Annotated in this window: 16 protein-coding genes and 2 pseudogenes; 11 read left to right on the top strand and 7 right to left on the bottom strand. The window is 64.6% G+C overall.

Translation table 11 applies throughout. The features are described from left to right. Nucleotides 1–61 precede the first annotated feature (61 nt). The 3 genes from ABIB51_RS21300 to ABIB51_RS21310 are packed head-to-tail and all read left to right on the top strand — an operon-like array spanning nt 62 to nt 3461. Nucleotides 62–1024 carry a carbohydrate ABC transporter permease gene (locus tag ABIB51_RS21300; protein WP_354191345.1) on the top strand — a complete coding sequence of 321 codons (963 nt, stop codon included), beginning with the start codon at nt 62–64 and terminating at the stop codon, nt 1022–1024. A 1-nt stretch (nt 1025) separates the two neighbouring features. Further along, on the top strand, nt 1026–1913 hold the full coding sequence (locus tag ABIB51_RS21305) for a carbohydrate ABC transporter permease (protein ID WP_354191346.1): 888 nt from the start codon (nt 1026–1028) through the stop codon (nt 1911–1913). 42 nt (nt 1914–1955) lie between these two features. Continuing rightward, nucleotides 1956–3461 (top strand): glycoside hydrolase family 32 protein, encoded by a 1506-nt coding sequence (locus tag ABIB51_RS21310; protein ID WP_354191347.1) that lies wholly within the window; start codon nt 1956–1958, stop codon nt 3459–3461. Here ABIB51_RS21310 and bsaP read toward each other — a convergent pair. Together bsaP and bioB are read right to left on the bottom strand one after the other, a co-directional pair. Continuing rightward, complete coding sequence (bsaP, locus tag ABIB51_RS23285) at nt 3402–3680, bottom strand: biotin synthase auxiliary protein BsaP (RefSeq protein WP_502916190.1); 279 nt, start codon at nt 3678–3680, stop codon at nt 3402–3404. The two genes, ABIB51_RS21310 and bsaP, sit on opposite strands and share 60 nt — an antisense overlap. Beyond that, on the bottom strand, nt 3677–4705 hold the full coding sequence (gene bioB / locus ABIB51_RS21315; RefSeq protein WP_354191348.1) for a biotin synthase BioB: 1029 nt from the start codon (nt 4703–4705) through the stop codon (nt 3677–3679). Before bioB ends, bsaP begins: the two co-directional genes overlap by 4 nt. Nucleotides 4706–5154: 449 nt before the next feature. Here bioB and ABIB51_RS21325 point away from each other — a divergent pair. From ABIB51_RS21325 to ABIB51_RS21335, 3 genes and pseudogenes are all read left to right on the top strand, one after another. Continuing rightward, a pseudogene (locus ABIB51_RS21325) lies at nt 5155–5873 on the top strand (amino acid ABC transporter ATP-binding protein). A 54-nt stretch (nt 5874–5927) separates the two neighbouring features. Then, nucleotides 5928–6308, top strand: coding sequence for a RidA family protein (locus ABIB51_RS21330; RefSeq protein WP_354191349.1), 381 nt, complete (start codon nt 5928–5930; stop codon nt 6306–6308). Between the two features lie 158 nt (nt 6309–6466). Further along, on the top strand, nt 6467–7405 hold the full coding sequence (locus ABIB51_RS21335; protein WP_354191350.1) for a 5'-3' exonuclease: 939 nt from the start codon (nt 6467–6469) through the stop codon (nt 7403–7405). A gap of 19 nt (nt 7406–7424) precedes the next feature. Here the strand turns inward: ABIB51_RS21335 and ABIB51_RS21340 are convergent, their stop codons facing one another. The 3 genes and pseudogenes from ABIB51_RS21340 to ABIB51_RS21350 all read right to left on the bottom strand — a co-directional run. After that, nucleotides 7425–8201, bottom strand: a complete 777-nt coding sequence (locus tag ABIB51_RS21340) for an SDR family NAD(P)-dependent oxidoreductase (protein ID WP_354191351.1) — start codon at nt 8199–8201, stop codon at nt 7425–7427. Nucleotides 8202–8228: 27 nt separating this feature from the next. Continuing rightward, nucleotides 8229–9608 carry an MFS transporter gene (locus ABIB51_RS21345; RefSeq protein ID WP_354191352.1) on the bottom strand — a complete coding sequence of 460 codons (1380 nt, stop codon included), beginning with the start codon at nt 9606–9608 and terminating at the stop codon, nt 8229–8231. Nucleotides 9609–9787: 179 nt separating this feature from the next. Then, nucleotides 9788–10046, bottom strand: a pseudogene (locus ABIB51_RS21350) (IS1380 family transposase); the annotation flags it as partial. 340 nt (nt 10047–10386) lie between these two features. Between ABIB51_RS21350 and ABIB51_RS21355 the strand changes: the two are divergent. From ABIB51_RS21355 to ABIB51_RS21365, 3 genes are all read left to right on the top strand, one after another. Beyond that, nucleotides 10387–12384 carry a glycosyltransferase family 2 protein gene (locus tag ABIB51_RS21355; protein ID WP_354191353.1) on the top strand — a complete coding sequence of 666 codons (1998 nt, stop codon included), beginning with the start codon at nt 10387–10389 and terminating at the stop codon, nt 12382–12384. A gap of 567 nt (nt 12385–12951) precedes the next feature. Next, entirely contained in the window at nt 12952–13380 is a 429-nt protein-coding gene (locus tag ABIB51_RS21360) for an SDR family NAD(P)-dependent oxidoreductase (RefSeq protein WP_354191358.1), read from the top strand. Between the two features lie 36 nt (nt 13381–13416). Further along, nucleotides 13417–13662 (top strand): tautomerase family protein, encoded by a 246-nt coding sequence (locus ABIB51_RS21365; RefSeq protein WP_354191354.1) that lies wholly within the window; start codon nt 13417–13419, stop codon nt 13660–13662. Nucleotides 13663–13706: 44 nt separating this feature from the next. Here ABIB51_RS21365 and ABIB51_RS21370 read toward each other — a convergent pair whose 3' ends face one another. Further along, nucleotides 13707–14276 carry a CGNR zinc finger domain-containing protein gene (locus tag ABIB51_RS21370; RefSeq protein WP_354191355.1) on the bottom strand — a complete coding sequence of 190 codons (570 nt, stop codon included), beginning with the start codon at nt 14274–14276 and terminating at the stop codon, nt 13707–13709. 297 nt (nt 14277–14573) lie between these two features. Here ABIB51_RS21370 and ABIB51_RS21375 point away from each other — a divergent pair, with 297 nt between their 5' ends. Both ABIB51_RS21375 and ABIB51_RS21380 read left to right on the top strand, forming a co-directional pair. Then, a complete protein-coding gene (locus ABIB51_RS21375) occupies nt 14574–15653 on the top strand; it encodes an acyltransferase family protein (RefSeq protein ID WP_354191356.1) in 1080 nt (359 codons plus the stop codon). A gap of 45 nt (nt 15654–15698) precedes the next feature. Continuing rightward, nucleotides 15699–16142 carry a GNAT family N-acetyltransferase gene (locus tag ABIB51_RS21380; protein WP_354191357.1) on the top strand — a complete coding sequence of 148 codons (444 nt, stop codon included), beginning with the start codon at nt 15699–15701 and terminating at the stop codon, nt 16140–16142. A gap of 64 nt (nt 16143–16206) precedes the next feature. Here the strand turns inward: ABIB51_RS21380 and ABIB51_RS23290 are convergent, their stop codons facing one another. Then, nucleotides 16207–17523, bottom strand: coding sequence for a peptide MFS transporter (locus tag ABIB51_RS23290; protein WP_502916191.1), 1317 nt, complete (start codon nt 17521–17523; stop codon nt 16207–16209). Nucleotides 17524–17845 lie beyond the last annotated feature (322 nt).

Raw genomic sequence — 17845 nt, forward strand, 5'->3', positions numbered from 1 at the left:
CGACGGCGGGACAGTTCCGCCGTCGTCGTCCGCCCGGTGCTGCAGGTCAACGGAGAATCCCATGACAACCAGCCCACTTCCCACCCGTCCCCGCCCCGCCGCCGCTCCGGCGCCCCGGCCGCTGCCGGCCGCACCGCGCCACCGCCGGGCAGGCTTCCTGCGCGAACAGCTCAGCGGCTGGGGCATGATCGCCCCCGCAGCGGTGCTGCTGCTGCTCTTTGTGTTCCTGCCGGCCATCCTGGGCTTCGGCCTGGCGTTCACCAACGCCCGGCTGATCTCGCCCCGGCCGGTGGAGTTCGTCGGCACGGACAACTTTGCCCGGCTGTTCGCGGATCCCACCTTCTGGCGGGCACTCCTGAACGTCACGTACTTCGCCGTGGTGGTGGTACCAGTGCAGTCGGCCCTGGCACTGGCCATGGCGCTGCTGATCAACAGGAAGTTCCGCGGCGTGAACTTCTTCCGCACCGTCTACTTCCTGCCCGTGGTTACGTCCATGGTGGTGGTCTCCCTGCTGTGGCTGTTCATGTACCGCAAGGACGGCCTGATCAACGAACTGCTGTCAACCTTCAGCTTCGGGCTCATCCAGGGAGCCGACTGGCTCAACGACCCCGCCACGGCCATGCCGGCCATCATCGCGCTGTCCATCTGGCAGGCCGCCGGATTCCATATGATCATCTGGCTCGCCGGCCTGCAGGGCATCTCCGGTGAACTGTACGAGGCGGCCCAGCTGGACGGCGCGAGCCGCTGGCACCAGTTCCGGTATGTCACCTGGCCCGGCCTGAAGCACACCCGCAGCCTGGTCCTGGTGACCATCACCATCCAGGCCCTCGGCCTCTTCGACCAGGTCAGTGTCATGACCCAGGGCGGCCCGCTCGACTCCACCACCACCATCATCTACGAGGCCGTCCGGTCCGGCTTCAAACAGCAGGAAACCTCCTACGCCTCCGCGATCTCGCTGGTTTTCTTCGTCCTCGTGCTGCTCATTTCAGCGGTGCAGCGCTACCTGACCCGAGAGAAGGACTGACGTGAAAAATTCGCTTCGACTCAATACCCTCAATCATGCAGGTGCCATGCTGGTGCGGATCCTGTTTGCCGCCGTCGCCGCCTTCCCGATCGTCTTTATGCTGGTGTCCTCGCTTAAGCCGGACACCCAGATCTTCGGGGACATGTCCTCCGTGGCAGCTTTCCTGCCGGTGGGTAACATCTCCTTCGACAACTACACGGCGGTGTTCGACCGGGTCCCGGCCGCCCGATTCCTGATCAACTCCATCGGCATCTCCGCCGTCACGGTGGTCCTCGGTATCTTCATCAACAGCCTCTGCGCGTTCGCCCTGTCCCGCATGGAAGTGCGCGGCAAACGGGTGGTGTTCACCGTCATCCTGGCCACGCTGATCGTTCCGTTCCAGACCCTGGCCCTGCCCCTGGTCTGGTGGGTCAACCAGTTGCCGTACTTTGAACTCAACGGTTTCAGCCTCGAGATCTCGAAGGGCTGGCTGGACACCTACCAGGTCCAGATCATTCCGTTCATCGCCAACGCGTTCTCCATCTACCTCTACCACCAGTACTTCGAGTCCATCCCCAAGGAACTGGACGAAGCCGCCCGGATCGACGGTGCGGGCTGGTTCAAGATCTACCGCCAGGTGGTCATGCCGCTGGCTGGCCCGGCCACGGCCACGGTCGCGATCCTGACGTTCCTGCCGGCCTGGAACTCCTACCTGTGGCCCCTCATGGTGGTCCAGTCCGAGGAACTCCGCCCGGTCATGATCGGCATCCAGTACTTCTTCCAGCTCAACGTCTCCTGGGGCGAAGTGATGGCCTACGCGTCCCTCATCACGGTTCCCGTGGTGGTCCTCTTCATCGCCTTCCAGCGCTCCTTCATCAACAGCATCGCGTCCAGCGGCGTCAAGGGCTAACCACCCGCCGCCCGGCACCACCGTGAAAGCAGACACCAATCCATGACAACCACCACCGCGCTCGGCTGCCAGTACCGGCCGCAGCACCACTACACCGCGGACCGCAACTGGCTGAACGATCCCAACGGACTGGTTTACGCCAACGGCACCTACCACCTCTTCTACCAGCACAACCCGTCCGGGAACGTGTGGGGCAACATGTCCTGGGGGCACGCCACCTCCGCGGATCTGCTGCACTGGGACGAACAGCCCGTGGCCATCGCCTGCGATGAACAGGAAGCCATCTTCTCCGGTTCGGCCGTGCTGGACGCAAACAACACGAGCGGCTTCGGCACCCAGGACAACCCGCCCCTCGTGGCCATCTACACCAGTGCCTATTCGCCCGCATCCCCCTTGAGCGGCCGGCAGGCGCAGTCCCTGGCCTACAGCACGGACGGCGGCGCCACCTGGACAAAACACGCCGGGAACCCCGTAGCGGACCGCGGCTCGGCCGACTTCCGCGACCCCAAGGTCTTCTGGTACGACGGCGGCGCCGGCAGTTACTGGGTGATGGTCGCCGTGGAAGCGCTGGACCGGGAAGTTGTCCTCTACAGGTCCGCCGACCTCAAGTCCTGGGAATACCTCAGCACCTTCGGGCCGACGAATGCCACCGGGGGAGTGTGGGAATGCCCGGACCTGTTTGAGCTCCCGGTGGACGGCGATGCCGGAAACACCAAGTGGGTGCTGGTGGTGAACCTGAGCCCCGGCGGAATCGCCGGCGGCTCCGGCGGTCAGTACTTCCTGGGAACGTTCGACGGCGTCGCGTTCGCTTCCGACACCACGGTCACTGAAGGGCTCCAGCAGGATGACAGCCGCATGGCCGAGTACGGCTGGCTGGACTGGGGGCGGGACTACTACGCGGCCGTCTCGTTCAGCAATGCCCCGGACGGGCGCCGGCTCATGATCGGCTGGATGAACAACTGGCAGTACGGCGCCGTCACGCCCACCAGCGGCTGGCGCAGCGCCATGTCCTTGGTGCGGGAAGTCAGGCTGGCCAGCCGGGGCGGGCGTGTGGTGCTGATGCAGGACGCCGTGGACCCCTTTGACAGCAGCGGAGCCACGACCCACCGCGAGGCCGGCCGGTCCCTTCCGGCCGGGACGCACTGGCTCCCCGCCGAAGCCTCCGGCGACGTGCTGCGGATCGACGCCGAATTTGAGCCCGGCTCCGCCGGGGAGGTAGGCCTGCTGCTCCGGGCAGGTACCGGTGAACGGACGGTTCTTGCCTACGATTCCGGCACGGGCGTGCTTAGCCTGGACCGGACTGCGTCGGGCAACACGGACTTCCACGAGTCGTTCGCCTCGGTGGAAAGCGTGGCCGTGCCGCTCGAGGACGGCCGGCTGCGGCTGCGGATCTTTTTGGACCGTTGCTCCGTGGAGGTTTTCGCGCAGGACGGCCTCGCAGCCATCACGGACCAGGTGTTCGCTGCGGAATCCAGTGCGCGGCTGGGCCTATTTGCCGACCGCGACGGCGCCAGGCTGGTGAGCCTGGAAATCGTTAGTGGTGCGTGAGTGGCGGGAGCACTGCGCCGTCCACCCAAGCGGCGTGACCTGCACCTTCAGCCGGCGGCGGCACTGCCCGCAGTATCGCGGCGGCTCCAACACCAGCTGCTCCCGGCAGCGCCGGTGATCGTTCGACGGCGCCGCGCCGCCGTCGAACGCCTCGCCGCAGTGCCCGCAAAAGCCATCGGTGGAGGGGGCCTGCACGCTGGTGCCCACGGTACGGTTCATAGTGATTTCTGGAATTCCTTGATGGGCATGTTCAGTTCAACGAGCAGGTTGAGATCGGCCGTCGCGGGCCGGCCTAGCGTCGTCAGGTAGTTCCCGACAATGACGGCATTGATGCCGCCCAGCAGGCCATCCCTTGTTCCGAGATCGCCGAGGGTGAGTTCGCGTCCGCCGGCGTAGCGCAGCACCGTGGTGGGCATGGCCAGTCGGAACGCGGCAATGGCGCGGAGGGCGTCCTTTCCGTCCATGATCACCTGGTTTTCGAGGGGAGTCCCGGGCCGGGGGTTGAGGAAGTTGAGGGGGACCTCGTGGGGTTCAAGGGCGGCGAGCTGCGCGGCGAGTTCGGCCCGCTGTTGCAGGGATTCGCCCATCCCAATCAGCGCTCCGCAGCACAGCTCCATGCCGGCGGCCTTGACCATGTTGCAGGTCTCCAGCCGCTCCTCGTAGCTGTGGGTTGTGACGACCTCGGGGAAGTAGCTGCGCGCGGTCTCCAGGTTGTGGTTGTAGCGGTGGACGCCCCAGCCGGCGAGCTGATCCACCTGGCGCTGGGTGAGCATGCCCAGGGAGCAGGCGATGTTGATGTCCACGGCTTCGTTGATGCGGTCGATCGCGAACTTGATCTGGTTCATCAGCTTGAGGTCGGGTCCGCGGACGGCCGCGACGATGCAGAACTCCGTGGCCCCGGTGGCCGCCGTTTCCTTCGCGGCCTTGACCAGTTCAGGAATGTCCAGCCACACGCCCCGGACGGGGGAGTCGAAGAGCCCGGACTGGCTGCAGAAATGGCAGTCCTCGGGGCATCCGCCGGTTTTGATGGAGACGATGCCTTCCACCTCGACGTCCTCGCCGCAGTGCCTGAGGCGTACCTCGTGGGCCAGCTGCAGTGCGGCGGGGAGGGCTTCGTCGGGGAGCTGCAGTACTTCCAGCAGTTGCCCTTCCCTGAGACCGATTCCGTTGTTCAGCACCTGCCCGCGGGCTGTTTCGAGGATCGCGTACGGGCCGGCCGCCGCTGGATCGTCCTGGATCGTCATTGGTTGTTCCTTTGCGCTGGCCTACTGCGGATATCCATCCCAACCGACGGTAGTTTGCTGCTGATGACAGGATTTTGTCGGGTGTCTACAAGGGAACGGCGCAAGATTGGTCGCAGGATGCAATTCAATCTGGCTTCCGGTCTCTGTGCCCGCCATGGCATGCAGCTACGATCGCCCGGCCACTCTTTCGATTGGATCAGCCTGGACCGGATGAATCGACGTCACGGTGGGTGGGTGCACCTGGTCTTTCCATGGGCCAGGGCGGCGATGGCGATGGCGTCGCTGTCGCGCAGGAACTGCGAGTTGGTGTGCGCCAATGGGCCGAGTTGGGTGCCCCAGTGGACAGATTCCAGCGGGACGCCGGTGGCGAAGAATCCCGGTTGGGCTTCGCCGTCGGCGTCCAGGACCAGATAGGGGCTCGGCCCGACCTCGATGGCGCCCGACAGGAAATCTCCGCCCTGCGGATCCCGGATCGAATAGGACCGCGCCATGCCTCGCCGGCGCTTCTGATCGGCCCGTCCGGTTCCGGGAAGACGACTTTCCTCCGGTGCATCAACCACCTGGAAAAGGTCGACGCCGGACGCCTGTACGTGGACGAGCACCTGGTCGGCTATTCGGAGCGCAACGGACGACTCTACGAAATGAAGGAACGGCAGACGGCGCGCTCCCGGCTGACTGCGGGAATGGTCTTCCAGCGTTTCAACCTGTTCTCGCACATGACCGTGCTGGAGAACATCGTGGAAGCGCCCGTCTATGTGCTCGGCCGTCCCCGGAACGAAGTCACCGCCGAAGCGCAGACGCTGCTGGACCGCGTCGGGCTGGGCAACCGGGGACACTCCTACCCCCAGGAACTCTCCGGCGGTCAGCAACAGCGGATCGCGATCGCACGGACACTGGCCATGAAACCCAAGCTCATGCTCTTCGACGAACCCACGTCCGCGCCCGACCCCGGAGCTCGTCGGTGAGGTCCTCGACGTCATGAAGTCCCTGGCCGAGGCCGGAATGACCATGGTGGTGGTCACCCACGAACTCGGCTTCGCCCGCCAGGGTCAGCGACCAGGTCGTTTTCATGGACCAGGGGGTGGTTGTCGAAAGCGGAGCCCCGGCGGACGTCCTTGGTTCACCGCAGCACGAACGCACGCAGGCCTTTCTCTCAAAGGTCCCCTAGAACATCACCAACCAGGCAGGCGACAACGCCTGCCACCAGAAAGGAACCAGTCCAATGCCTCGACAGCAGGTAACCACAGACCTCGCGCCCAGCCCGGCCGGCCCCTACTCCCAGGGCATCACCGCCAACGGGTTGCTCTTTACCGCAGGCCAGTCACCCCACGATCCCGTCAACGGCCACACCGTCGGGACCACGATCGAGGAGCAGACAGTGCAGACCACGAAAAATCTGGCCGCCGTCCTGGCCGCGCACGGGCTGGACTTCTCCCACGTCGTCAAAGCCACGGTGCACCTGCACCACCCCGGCCGGGACTTCGCAGGCTTCAACGCCAGCTACGAAGAGTTCGTGGAAGCCCCCTACCCGGCACGGACCACCGTCGGCTCGTTCCTTGGCGATTTCCTGGTGGAAATCGACGTCGTCGCGGCCATACCCTAGCCAATCACGGACCCCGCCGGGGGACCGCTCCACCACGGCCCCGTCTGATGCAGCGTCAAGCATGGGACGGGGCCGGCGGCCGTCTGGTACCCCCGCAACGACGACACGGGTTTGGTGACGATCCTTCGCGAACAGGCGCAGCCGTGTCAGGATCAGTTATGCCCGACCGCCTGATGCTGCTGGACACCGCGTCGTTGTATTTTCGTGCCTTCTACGGTGTCCCCGACACGGTCCGCCGCCCCGACGGCACTCCGGTGAACGCCGTCCGCGGCCTGCTGGACATGATCGCCCGGCTCACCACCGACTACGACGCGAGCCACCTCGTGGCGTGCTGGGACGACGACTGGCGTCCGCAGTGGCGGGTAGACCTCATCCCGACGTACAAGTCCCATCGGGTCGCGGAGGTGGTTGCGGATGCACCCGACGTGGAGGTCGTGCCGGACGCGCTTGAGGCGCAGATTCCAATGATCCGCCGGGTGCTCGACCTCGCAGGGATCGCCGTCGTCGGGGCTGCGGAGCATGAGGCCGACGACGTCATCGGCACCTACGCCAGCCACGCCGAGCTTCCGGTCGATGTAGTGACGGGGGACCGCGATCTCTTCCAGGTGGTCAACGACGACCGTCAGGTCCGGGTGATTTACACCGCGCGCGGCATGAAGAACCTCGAAGTCCTGACCGACGTCGCGATCGTAGGCAAGTACCGCGTGTTGCCGGAGCAGTACGCCGACTATGCGACGCTCCGCGGCGATGCCTCCGACGGGCTGCCGGGGGTCGCCGGCATCGGCGAGAAGACTGCCGCGTTGCTGCTCGGAGAATATGGCACGCTCGACGGGCTGCTGGCGGCGGCGGCGGACGCAGGAAGCGGGCTTTCCGCCTCCGTGCGGTCGAAGCTTGCCGCGGCGGCGGACTACCTCGCGGTCGCGCCCGCCGTCGTGAGGATCGTGCGTGACCTCGAGCTGCCGACGCTCGAGGAAGCGGGCGCGCAGCTGCACCCTGTTGCGGGCGATTCGCGCGCCGAACTCGAGCGTCTCGCAACCGAGTGGAAGCTCGGCGGCTCCGTCAGGCGACTCCTGGAAGCGCTCGACCGGCGTCAGTGAGAACCGTTGGCCACCGCTGTCAGGAAACCTGCAGCCCTCCGTTGATGTCATACGTCGCGGCCGTGATGAAGCCGGCGTCCTCGCCCATCAGGAACACCAGCAGCGCGGCGATGTCGCGCACGGTTCCCACCCGGCCCACCAGGATGTCGGCTGACATGGCGGCCTTCCGCTCTTCCGTCAGAGTTCCACCCATGATGTCAGTGTCCACGGGACCGGGAGCCACACAGTTGACCGTGATTCCGTGCTGGCCCATTTCCCGGGCCAGAGCCCTGGTGAACCCGATGATGGCGGCCTTCGAAGCGCTGTAAGCCACCTTGGAGTAGGTGCCTCCTCCCCGCTGGGCGGAGATGGACGAGACGCTCACGATCCTGCCCAGCTTCCGCTCGACCATGCCCCTGAGCACCCGCTGGGTCACCAGGAACGTGCCGGTCATGTTGATCTTGAACACCCGCTCCCACGCCTCGAGCGTCTCGTCCATGAACTCCGTGGGTGAGCTGATGCCTGCCAGGTTGGCCAGGCCGATGATCGGCGGCAGCGTGGATTCGACCTCGTCGATGGCAGCGTTGACGGCTGCCGGGTCAGACACGTCCGCGCCCGCCCCGACCGCACGGACGCCGTAGACGTCGGTGATTTCTTCGGCCGCCTTCCGGGCCGCGTCGCCATCGATGTCCAGGATCGCAACAGCCCAGCCTCCGCTGGCGAGCAATTCCGCCGTCGCCCGTCCGATGCCGCGCGGAGAGGCGGCGCCGGTCAGCACGGCCGTCCGCTCAACCGGGAAATTTTCTCGCCGAGTCATGTCCCGCAGCTCCTCGTCGCCTGATTGTCAGTTTTTGATGTCGAAGTCGTCGGTGGCCACAGCTTCCTCGCCCACCGTGGCTCGCGTACCCGGCTTCACATGTCCCTCCGGACGCTTGCGTGCGTAGAGATAGGTGGCGACGGCGGTGATACCGAGGCAGGCTGAGAGGAACACGAGGCCGGTGCGGTTGTCGCCCGTGGCGTCATTGAACAGCCCCACGGCGTAGGGAGCCACGAAACCGCCGAGATTGCCGAGCGAATTCACCATGGCCAGCCCGGCCGCGGCCGCGGCGCCGACCAGGGCCGTCGCGGGCATGGCCAGGAACGGCGCAATTGCGGAGTAAATACCCATGGCCGCCAGCGTCAGGGCCAGCAGTGCCAGGATCGCGTTGACCTGGACCAGGTAGCCGGCGGCCAGGAGACCGATGGCCGCCATGACCATGCTGAGGCTCGCATGCAGGACCCGGTTGCCGGTACGGTCCGAGCGCTTGCTCCAGAAGTACACGAACACCGCCGCAATCGTGTAGGGGATCGCGACGATGAAGCCGACCTGCGTGGTGCTGAATTTGCCGAGTGCGGCCACGATGGTCGGCATCCAGAGGCCGAGCCCATAGATACCGCAGACCAGCCCGAAGTACAGCGCCGAGTAGGCGATGGTCCGCGGGTCCTTGAGGCCGGCCAGGAAGTGATGCGGCTGCCCCTTCTGCTTGTGGGCAAGCTCCTCGTCCATGGTCCTGGTCAGCCATTCGCGCTCATCGTCGGCCAGCCAACGCGCATGGCTTGGGCGGTCGGTCATCAGGACCGGGGTCAGTATGCCGAGGATAATGGCCGGGATACCTTCAATGATGTACAGCCACTGCCAGCCCTGCAGGCCCATGACGCCGTCCATCTGCAGCAGCAGGCCGGAGACCGGTGCGCCAAGGGCGTTGGAGACGGGCTGGGCGAGGATGAAGATGCCCAGCACCGTGACGCGTTGTGCGGCCGGGAACCAGAGCGTCAGGTAGAACAGGATGGCCGGGAAGAACCCTGCCTCGGCCGCGCCGAGCAGGAACCGGATGACGTAGAAGCTGGTCTCGCCGGTCACCAGGCACATGGCCGTGGCGAAGATGCCCCACGAGATGAGAATCCGGGCGATCCATTTGCGGGCCCCGAACCGGTACATGCCGGCGTTGCTCGGGATCTCAAGCAGGGCGTAGCCGAGGAAGAAGATGCCTGCGCCGAGGCCATATGCCGATGCGCTCAGGCCGATGTCCTCGCTCATGGTCAGCTTCGCGAAGCCGACATTGTTGCGGTCGAGATACGCAACGAAGTAGAGCAGGACTATCAGCGGCATGATGCGGCGGCGGACTCGGCGCAATGTGCGCTGGCCGAGATCGTCCAGATGGTTGGCAGGATCCGTGGACGTCATGGTGCACCTCGCTGTGAGAAACGAGCCCGCCGGGGTCTCTCAGCGGAACAGCTCAGGTTTACCACTCTGCACCCCAATAGTCACCAGACTTGGCGCACACAGACATGCCCGGAGAGTTCAGTTGATGGGGGCGGGGCCGAGCTCGTCGATGAGCTTTTGCATGGCCACGTAGGCCTTGTTCCGGTAGGCGAAACGTCCGGGTTCTTCACGGTGCGTTCGAAGAACCGGGAGACGGTTGCGTTCGAGGGCACGTTGCCGAACACGCCGGGCTCGGAGCGCAGGACGTCCAGGTCCGAGACGTGCTCGCCGCCGGCGGCGAGCATCAAACCCGAGGGCGTCGATGAATGACGTCAGGATCCTGGCACCGGCATGGGAGACCAGCGGCTGGCCCGTGAAAGTGACCGGGACGGACGGGAAGACCTTGGTAGGCTGGTGCATCGAAAAGGTGCTCCTTCAAGACACGTAAATAACGGCGTAGACACCCCTATTTTCCCTTGTCAGAGCACCTTTGCGTCTCTTAAACACACCCGTCAGCCCAACACGGATGAAAACCCCGGGTTAGCGCTCCAAGACGGCGAGGCCAATGCCCAGCGTCCCGTTTGGGGAACGTCCAACCCTCGATCCGCGGCTGGTCTAGCGGCGCGACCGAGCACTACGCCTAAGCCGGTCTCCCCGATGCGCATTTTTGTGTGAGCTTTAGCCCTGGCGGCCCGCTTCGCGTCCTCCCGGTTGCTAGGCTTTCCCGGATAGGGCAACGTATCTAGCTGAGGGAGATCACGTGCTTAGTGATGGTGTCCGGCTGCGCGCAGAAGAAGTCTCCGTGGTCTCCCTGTCCGCACCCGTTGAGGCTAAGGCCCTGTCCAGGGCAGGCATTGCAGGCTGGGCTGCGCGGCTGGGGTCTCCGGTATCCGAAGCGCCCCGCTCCCGGCGCTGGGCGCATGTCGGCGGTGTCGCAGCCATCTTCGTGCTGGTTCTTTACCTGATCTGGCGGGTGCTGTTCACCATGCCGTCCGGCGACTGGAACCTGACGATCGCGTGGATTCTGGTGATCTTTGAAGCGCTGCCGCTGGCAGGCCTCATTCTGAAGGCGGCGTCTGTCTGGAACATCGACAGCCACGCGCCGGCGTCGGTCACGGAAGCGCCCAACGGCATGCGCGTGGCGGTCCTGATTCCCACCTACAACGAACCCATCGAAGTTCTGATCCCCACTGTCGCCGCTGCCTGCGAGCTGGCCCCGGACCACGAAACCTGGGTCCTCGACGACGGCGACCGGCCCTGGGTCGCGGAAATGTGCGCCGCCTACGGCGCCCGGTACGTCCGCCGGGCCGTCCACGACCACGCCAAGGCCGGGAACATGAACCATGCCCTCGGCATCATGGCCCAGGAGAAGGCGGCCGGCGGACCCGGCATCGACATCATCGCGGTCCTGGATTGCGACCATGTCCCGCTTCCGACCTTCCTCACCGCCACCCTGGGTTGGTTTGCGGACCCCGGGATCGCCCTGGTCCAGGGCCCGCAGTCGTTTTACAACGGCGGCGCGTTCGACGACGACGGCATCACGGGCGAGCAGGGTATGTTCTTCAACGTCCTGATGCCGTCTCGCAACGTTCCCGGCGCAGGCCCGTTCTGGTGCGGGTCGACGTCGTTGTTGCGTCTCAGCGCCCTCCAGGAGGTGGGCGGAGTAGCCACGGAGACCATCACCGAGGACATGCACACCACCCTCAAACTCATCCGGCGCGGCTGGCGGACCGTCTACCACCACCAGACGCTCGCCGTCGGGCTCGCGCCGGCGACGCCGGACCAGTACCTGCTGCAGCGCCGGCGCTGGGGCATGGGTGCGATGCAGATCCTCGTCCACGAGAAACTCTGGGCGGCGAAGGGCTGGATGTCGTGGCGGAATTACCACGAATACCTCAACGGCACGCTGTGGTGGCTGGAGGGCATCGCCACGCTGGTGGCCTTCCTGATTCCGGTGCTCGTCATGCTCTCCGGAGCCCAGACGTCCACCGCCGGTCCGCTGCTCTTCACCGTCGTCTTCCTGGTCATGTTCACCGTCCGGCTGTGGGGCTCCAAGCAGCTCATGCGCAACGAGATCCACTGGCCCACGGCCTTCGCCCTGCGGATCTTCCGCGTCCCGGTGGGCCTGGCGTGCCTATGGTGGCTCATGTCCAGGAACATCCTCGAGTTCCAGGTCACGCCCAAGGGCGCCGCCGATCTCCGGCTCCGCGGCCGGACGCCGCGCATCCTGGTTGTGATGGTCATCCTGATCACCGGCGTGATTCTTTACGCGGCGGCAGGGCTCGCCGGGCTCGTGCCCTGGCGAACCTCGCCCGGGTCCACGGTCGCGTCCGGCGCGTGGCTGGTCCTCGCCGGCATGGTCCTGGTCCTCGGGACGCGGCGTATCCGCGCCGCGGAATTCTCGACCTCCCGCCGCAACGGGCACCGCGTAGAAGTGACGGCCCCGGTTGAAATTGACGGATTCCCAGGCGAGCTGCTCGACATCTCTGTCGGGGGCGCAGCCGTCAGATTCCCCCACGGAACACTGCCGCCCTCAGGCCCGGTCACGCTCCAACTCCCGATGTCCGCAACGGTCCAGCTGCAGGTTATCAGGGTCCTTGAGCAGCCGGACGGTGCACAAACTGCATCCCTGAAGGCCGCCGACGACGACTGGGCTGCCTACCGGATCCTGTCATTGTGGATCTTCCACACCCCCGCCGGGGCCTTGCCCGACTTCCCTGCCGGGGTTCCCGCCGCCGCATCGCTTCGCGGCCGCTGAGGCCCCCGCGCCTCCCGCGAAATAGCACCGGAGTGCCATCCGGCGGGCAGTGCCTCCGTAGTCCCGCCCTACAGCCGCAGCAGAACCGGATGGTGCATCTGCTTCATCAAAGCAAGAACCGGGCTCCTATTCAGCCTGGCACTCTTCCTGAACGCCCTATAAGCCGGTCCCCTAGCGGATCCAAGGCCTTCTGACCTGCGACGTTAGTTCTTTGGGCAAACGGTGTCCCATATGGCCAGTCCGGTGAAGAGGCGCTAAACGGCACACTTCCTGGAACGGTGCTGCGCACATTCGCTGGCGCTAGTCAGCATGGTGCGAGGGTGGCCCTGGATCAGGCTGACTTGGTGGTCCTGAATCAGGTTGACATGTTCACTGAGGAGGACCACACCGAAACATGGCAGGCTGCCGACATCGCCAGCCGCCTCGCTGCGCATTGAAGCTGGGGAGGGGTATCCCTTCGGCCCGTTTGCAACCTGTACCAGGTGGTCCTGCACGACTAAAGTGTTCAATTTCATCCCGAGCTGAGCCAGTTGCGGCGCCCACTGTTGCCTCGAAGGCTCATATCCCATTGAGTTCGACGAGCTCGTAGCGGTCAATCTCGCCGGATTTTTCCATGTCAGCCAAAGGGCCGTCGCCCTCAAGGAAGCAGCGGGATCCGGGCACATCACTAACATCACCACCACTCTCGCCGACCAGCCGAGCACGGATGTGCCGGCGATGCTCGCTGCCCTGACAAAGGGCGGGCTGAATTCGGCGACAAAGTCCCTCGCCACCGAGTACGCCAGCCGCGGGATCCGGGTCAACTCTGTGTCTCCGGGCGTCATCAAGACCCCGATGCACCCGGTTGAAACACACGCGCAGCTTGCGGGATTGCATCCTATGGGCCGTCTGGGGGACATCGACGAGATTGTCCACGCCGTCGTCTTCCTCGAAGAAACCGAGTTCGTTACCGGTGAAATCCTTCACGTCGACGGCGGCCAGCACGCCGGACGATGACCACACATCTCCTACTGCAGAACGGATCAATCAGTCATGCCCATTGTCACCATTGACATCACAAAAGAAGGATCGACGCCGGCTGCGACAGCCGCCACCGCTGCCGAAAAGGCCGCCATCATCAGGGGCGTCAGCCAGGTGCTGCTTGACGTCCTTAACAAACCCCTCGCCTCAACGTATGTCGTGATCAACGAAGTGGACACGGACAACTGGGGATGGGGAGGACTACCAACGCTCGAATACCGGCAGGCCCTGCGCGACGCAGCGCCGAAGGACGGATAGCTGTAGGAGAGGCCCAAGGGCGGCGGAGCGCAGAAGCGCGGTGGCTAGTTCGCGGCCGTGGAAACGAGCTTGTCTTCCCGTTTGCGGGCACGGTAGGCGGCCGCTTTCATCTTGTTGCCGCAGGGGTCCATGGCGCACCACTCCCGGCGCGATCCCCGGGACCGATCAATGTAGACCCGAGTGCACCCGTGGTTCGCGCATTCCTTGAGCAGCGGCACTTCGGGCCCGGAGAGGACCTCGATAGCGTAACGTGCCACGGTGGACAGTGCCTGCGTCGGCGTCGCTTCGGTTTCCCGCCCGTCATGCATGAGCTTCAGGATCGCCGGCGGTGTGCGCGCAGCATCGTTCACGACGGCGAGGGCGTCGCCGTCGTACTGGTCCCCGGCCACCTTTGAGTGAACGAGAGAGTAAATCGCCTCCCTGACCACGAGTGCCGTCTCAAGGTCGGCCGGTTGACAATTGGTGTCCCCGTCAACGATCCCGGATTCCCGGAACCAGGAATCCAGGCTTTCTGTCGACGAGAACATTTCCAGTGGCACTTCGAGCCGGGAGCGCACTGTTGCGGCGAAGTCGAGGGCCGGATTGCCGCACACGAAGGAATGGGAATGTTTCATGTCACCAGTTTGACAGGTGACGCGGCTGAATGCAGAAATTGTCACTTGCTTGAGCGGTAACGAACTGATGGATCGCATCCGGACGGAGGACCGGGCCGTTCGGCGTCAGCTTTCGTCCAGCCACTTCCGGGAGACTGGGACATGGCGCGGGCCTTGCGCCCGCCATCACGTTGTCAGCATGTAAGGGTCGGTTTTCCCTGACTCGACGAGGGTCGGAACCGGCCGGATAGAAGCCCCGGAGGTTATGTGACGTTGCTAGTTGCTGGAACGGTTGCAACCGCCACCCCGCAAACGACAGTGCGGCCAAGGCTGGACGGCCTGGACGTTCTCCGCGGCGGTGCCGTTGGTGCTGTTCTGTTGGGACACTCCTGGCCCGGGATATTCCAAGGTGCCGGCATCGTCGGAGTCATTGTCTTTTTTGTGTTGAGCGGTTATCTGATCACGGGCGTACTGCTGAGGGACGTCGAACGGCATCGAAAGATTCGCTACGGCCGGTTCTATGCGCATCGGGCCTTTCGTTTGCTGCCGGCACTTGTCCTGTTCCTCGGCGTCTACGCGATCGTTGAATTGACGGCCGACGTCCTCGGCGATAGATCAAAGGGAATCATCGGTTACACCCTCCTCGCCGGGTTCGGCTACCTCAAAGACCTGCCGCTTCCTTTTGATGTCAGCATGGCCATCGGACCGCTCTGGACGCTGGCGGTGGAGGACCAGTTCTATCTGATCTGGCCGGCCCTGCTGATGCTGGCTCTGCGGATAAACCGTCAGGGACGGCTGATTGGCTGGTCGGCCGGCGTCGTCACCGCCCTCATGACGGCGAGTGTGCTGGCGATGCTGATCCTGGCCCCGCACCTTCACTCCCTCGTCTACGCCCTGCCGACGACGTGGGGCCTCGGGCTGATCGTCGGATCGGCGCTGCGCCTTTACAGGGTCCGGGTTTTCAGCTGGTTCTCCGGCCGACGGCTCCGACTGGCGGCCTTGCTCGGCCCGATCCTTGTCCTGGCCGGCTTGATCTTCGTCCCCAAGGCCAACGAATCGCCGGCCTTCTTCTTCGTTGGCGGCCCGCTGGCCATGGCTGCCGCGGCGGTCGTGGTGGTCCTGGCCGCCTCCCGCACCGGCCCGATGCCGAAGTGGACGCGCGCGCTGCAGCTGTTGGGCACCGTTTCCTACGCCGCGTACCTCTGGAACTACGCCGTCATTCTCTGGCTCAACGGCGGATCGACGGCGGATCTTCCGCCGCTGGTGGCTGTCTCGGCAATCGTTCTTACGCTGCTATTGGCGGTCGTCAGCTGGCACACCGTCGAGCGGCTTGGACGCCTCGCGCGCGAACGCTTCGACTCGTTCGATCGGGACCGGCAGCGGGCCGCGGGCAGCTAGCGCCGTCTCGGAAACCGCAGGGTGTTGGCGTGGGATGATCTTGCGATGAGCGAACTCGAGGTCAGGCGCCTGGTCCGCGGCGACACAGCGGCGGCCGGCGTCATGTTTGGGATGATGGCGGCTGCCTTCGGAGAGGGCAGCGAGCCGCTCGACGACGCCTACGTCGACGGTCTCCTTGGCCGCGAGGGGTTCTGGGCCCTGGCCGCATTCGTCGGTCAGGAGATCGTCGGCGGCCTGACGGCGCACACCCTGCCGATGACGAGATCCCCGTCGTCCGAGGTGTTCATTTACGATCTGGCCGTGCGGCAGGATCACCGGCGGCGCGGCGTGGCGAGCCGGCTTGTGCGCCAACTGCTCGCCGCCGCCGCGTTCGAGGGCGTCCGCGCCATCTTTGTCCCGGCCGACAACGAGGACGTACACGCCCTTGAGTTCTATCGGGCGATGGGAGCTGCCGCGTCGCCGGTCACGTTCTTCACCTTTGATACTTAGCTGGCGCCCGTGTCGAGCAGGCTGTTGATTCGCTTGCGGGCGAGAAACAAGGCAGCACCCAGGACTACTGCAGCCACAGCGACCATGGTGAAATAGCTCGCATTTCCAACCTTGGTGAGAGCTGGCCCAGCAGGCCCGACAGTGATGATCCCAGGGCCAGGGTCAGGAAGTTCAGCCCGACCATCTGGGTCTTGAACTTCTCCGGGCCGATCTTCGTTGCGAGTGAAAGGCCGATCGGGCCGATGAAGACTTCTGACGATCCCGCCATCATCATGAACAACAAAATGAGGGCGAGCGGGATGAAAGCATCTCCCGTGGCTTCGGATATCAGCAGCAGGAACAGGTAGGCGCAGCCAATCTGCGTCATGCCAATCGCAAACTTGGTGGCTGGGCCCGGCTGCCGGTCGCCAAGCCGGTTCCACAGCCTGGCGATAAAGGGGGTGATGAGTACGGCGGCGAGTGGGCTGACGGTGGTGATCCAGGCGACCGGGAAGGTCCAGGAGCCCATCGACAGGTCGATCCTTTCCGTAATGAGGATAGAGATGGCGGTAAATTTCTGGAACAGGAAGCCAAAGTAGATGCCGCTTGCAAGGAATATCGGAATGAACCCCATCACCCGGCGCTTCTCGTCTTTGCTGACGATCCGCGACCGGAGCCTGGTGACGAAGTACGCGACAGCGGCCGTCAGAGCGGCTGAGGTGACAACAGCCACGAGGATGTTCTCATTGAGCAGCCTGAAGGAAGGTTCTTTTTGGAGAAACTGTACTGAACTAGCGCGGCGAACATGCCCACGGCTGCGAGGCCGAACCCGATGTGGAATCCGAATTGATTCTGTGCGAATCCCGTGCTGAGCGGCCCGAGCACGGCACCGGCGTTGATGGCCATGTAGAAGGTTGATGGCCATGTAGAAGTAGGAGAAGCCGGCGTCGCGCTTCGAGCCACCATTTTCAAGCACAAAACCAACGATGGACGTGATGTTCGTCTTCAGCGCTCCGGTGCCCAGGCCTATCAGGATGAGCCCGGTCACCAGTCCGGAAATTCCTGGCACAAAAGCGAGCACGAGGTGGCCAAAGGTGATGACGACGGCGCCGCCAAAGACCATGTTCTGGGGCGTGATAAGCCGGTCACCCAGCCAGGCGCCGAGAATCTGTGCCAGATAGACGCAGCCGCCGTACGCTCCCACGATCCCCGCGGCCAGGGCGGGCTCCAGTGCCAAGCCGCCGCGGTCGAGGGAGTAGAGCAGGTAAAACGAGAGGATCCCCTGGAGGCCGTAGAACGAGAATCGTTCCCACAGCTCGGTAAAGGCCAGTCCGGAAACGCCTTTGGTCAGACTGGATTTGGCGGCGGAATCGGGCATCGGTGATTTGATTGTCGTGCTCATTGTGCAACCTTTCGGTTGTAGGGAATTCCGGGCACAGCTGGGTGGGTGCTCGCTGGCAGCGGTTGCTGGAGCGGGCGGCTATTCATGAAGTCCGGCCAATCGGCTCCCGACCCTGGCCAGCAGGGACGTCTTGCGCGAACCGCGGCTCTCCTCCCGGTCAAGTCCATTTGCGTGGTGTAACGGGGTTGCTGCGTGATTCTTGGGTTGGTTAGGCGCTGAGCGCCAGCTCGGGGTTGGTGTCCTCCTGTTCTGTCGTGGTTGCGGGCGTGGTCCCGACGGTTTGTGATTGTTGGATGAGCTCGAGGCTGAGGTAGCGGCGGGC

Source organism: Arthrobacter sp. UYCu712 (assembly GCF_040547005.1).
Classification (GTDB): Bacteria; Actinomycetota; Actinomycetes; order Actinomycetales; family Micrococcaceae; genus Arthrobacter.

Bases quoted from the DNA above. Each gene is read 5' to 3' on its own strand.
- ABIB51_RS21300 (WP_354191345.1), top strand. From the start codon at position 62: ATGACAACCAGCCCACTTCCCACCCGTCCCCGCCCCGCCGCCGCTCCG.
- ABIB51_RS21310 (WP_354191347.1), top strand. From the start codon at position 1,956: ATGACAACCACCACCGCGCTCGGCTGCCAGTACCGGCCGCAGCACCAC.
- bsaP (WP_502916190.1), bottom strand. From the start codon at position 3,680: ATGAACCGTACCGTGGGCACCAGCGTGCAGGCCCCCTCCACCGATGGC.
- bioB (WP_354191348.1), bottom strand. From the start codon at position 4,705: ATGACGATCCAGGACGATCCAGCGGCGGCCGGCCCGTACGCGATCCTC.
- ABIB51_RS21330 (WP_354191349.1), top strand. From the start codon at position 5,928: ATGCCTCGACAGCAGGTAACCACAGACCTCGCGCCCAGCCCGGCCGGC.
- ABIB51_RS21335 (WP_354191350.1), top strand. From the start codon at position 6,467: ATGCCCGACCGCCTGATGCTGCTGGACACCGCGTCGTTGTATTTTCGT.
- ABIB51_RS21340 (WP_354191351.1), bottom strand. From the start codon at position 8,201: ATGACTCGGCGAGAAAATTTCCCGGTTGAGCGGACGGCCGTGCTGACC.
- ABIB51_RS21345 (WP_354191352.1), bottom strand. From the start codon at position 9,608: ATGACGTCCACGGATCCTGCCAACCATCTGGACGATCTCGGCCAGCGC.
- ABIB51_RS21365 (WP_354191354.1), top strand. From the start codon at position 13,417: ATGCCCATTGTCACCATTGACATCACAAAAGAAGGATCGACGCCGGCT.
- ABIB51_RS21370 (WP_354191355.1), bottom strand. From the start codon at position 14,276: ATGAAACATTCCCATTCCTTCGTGTGCGGCAATCCGGCCCTCGACTTC.
- ABIB51_RS21380 (WP_354191357.1), top strand. From the start codon at position 15,699: ATGAGCGAACTCGAGGTCAGGCGCCTGGTCCGCGGCGACACAGCGGCG.
- ABIB51_RS23290 (WP_502916191.1), bottom strand. From the start codon at position 17,523: ATGAGCACGACAATCAAATCACCGATGCCCGATTCCGCCGCCAAATCC.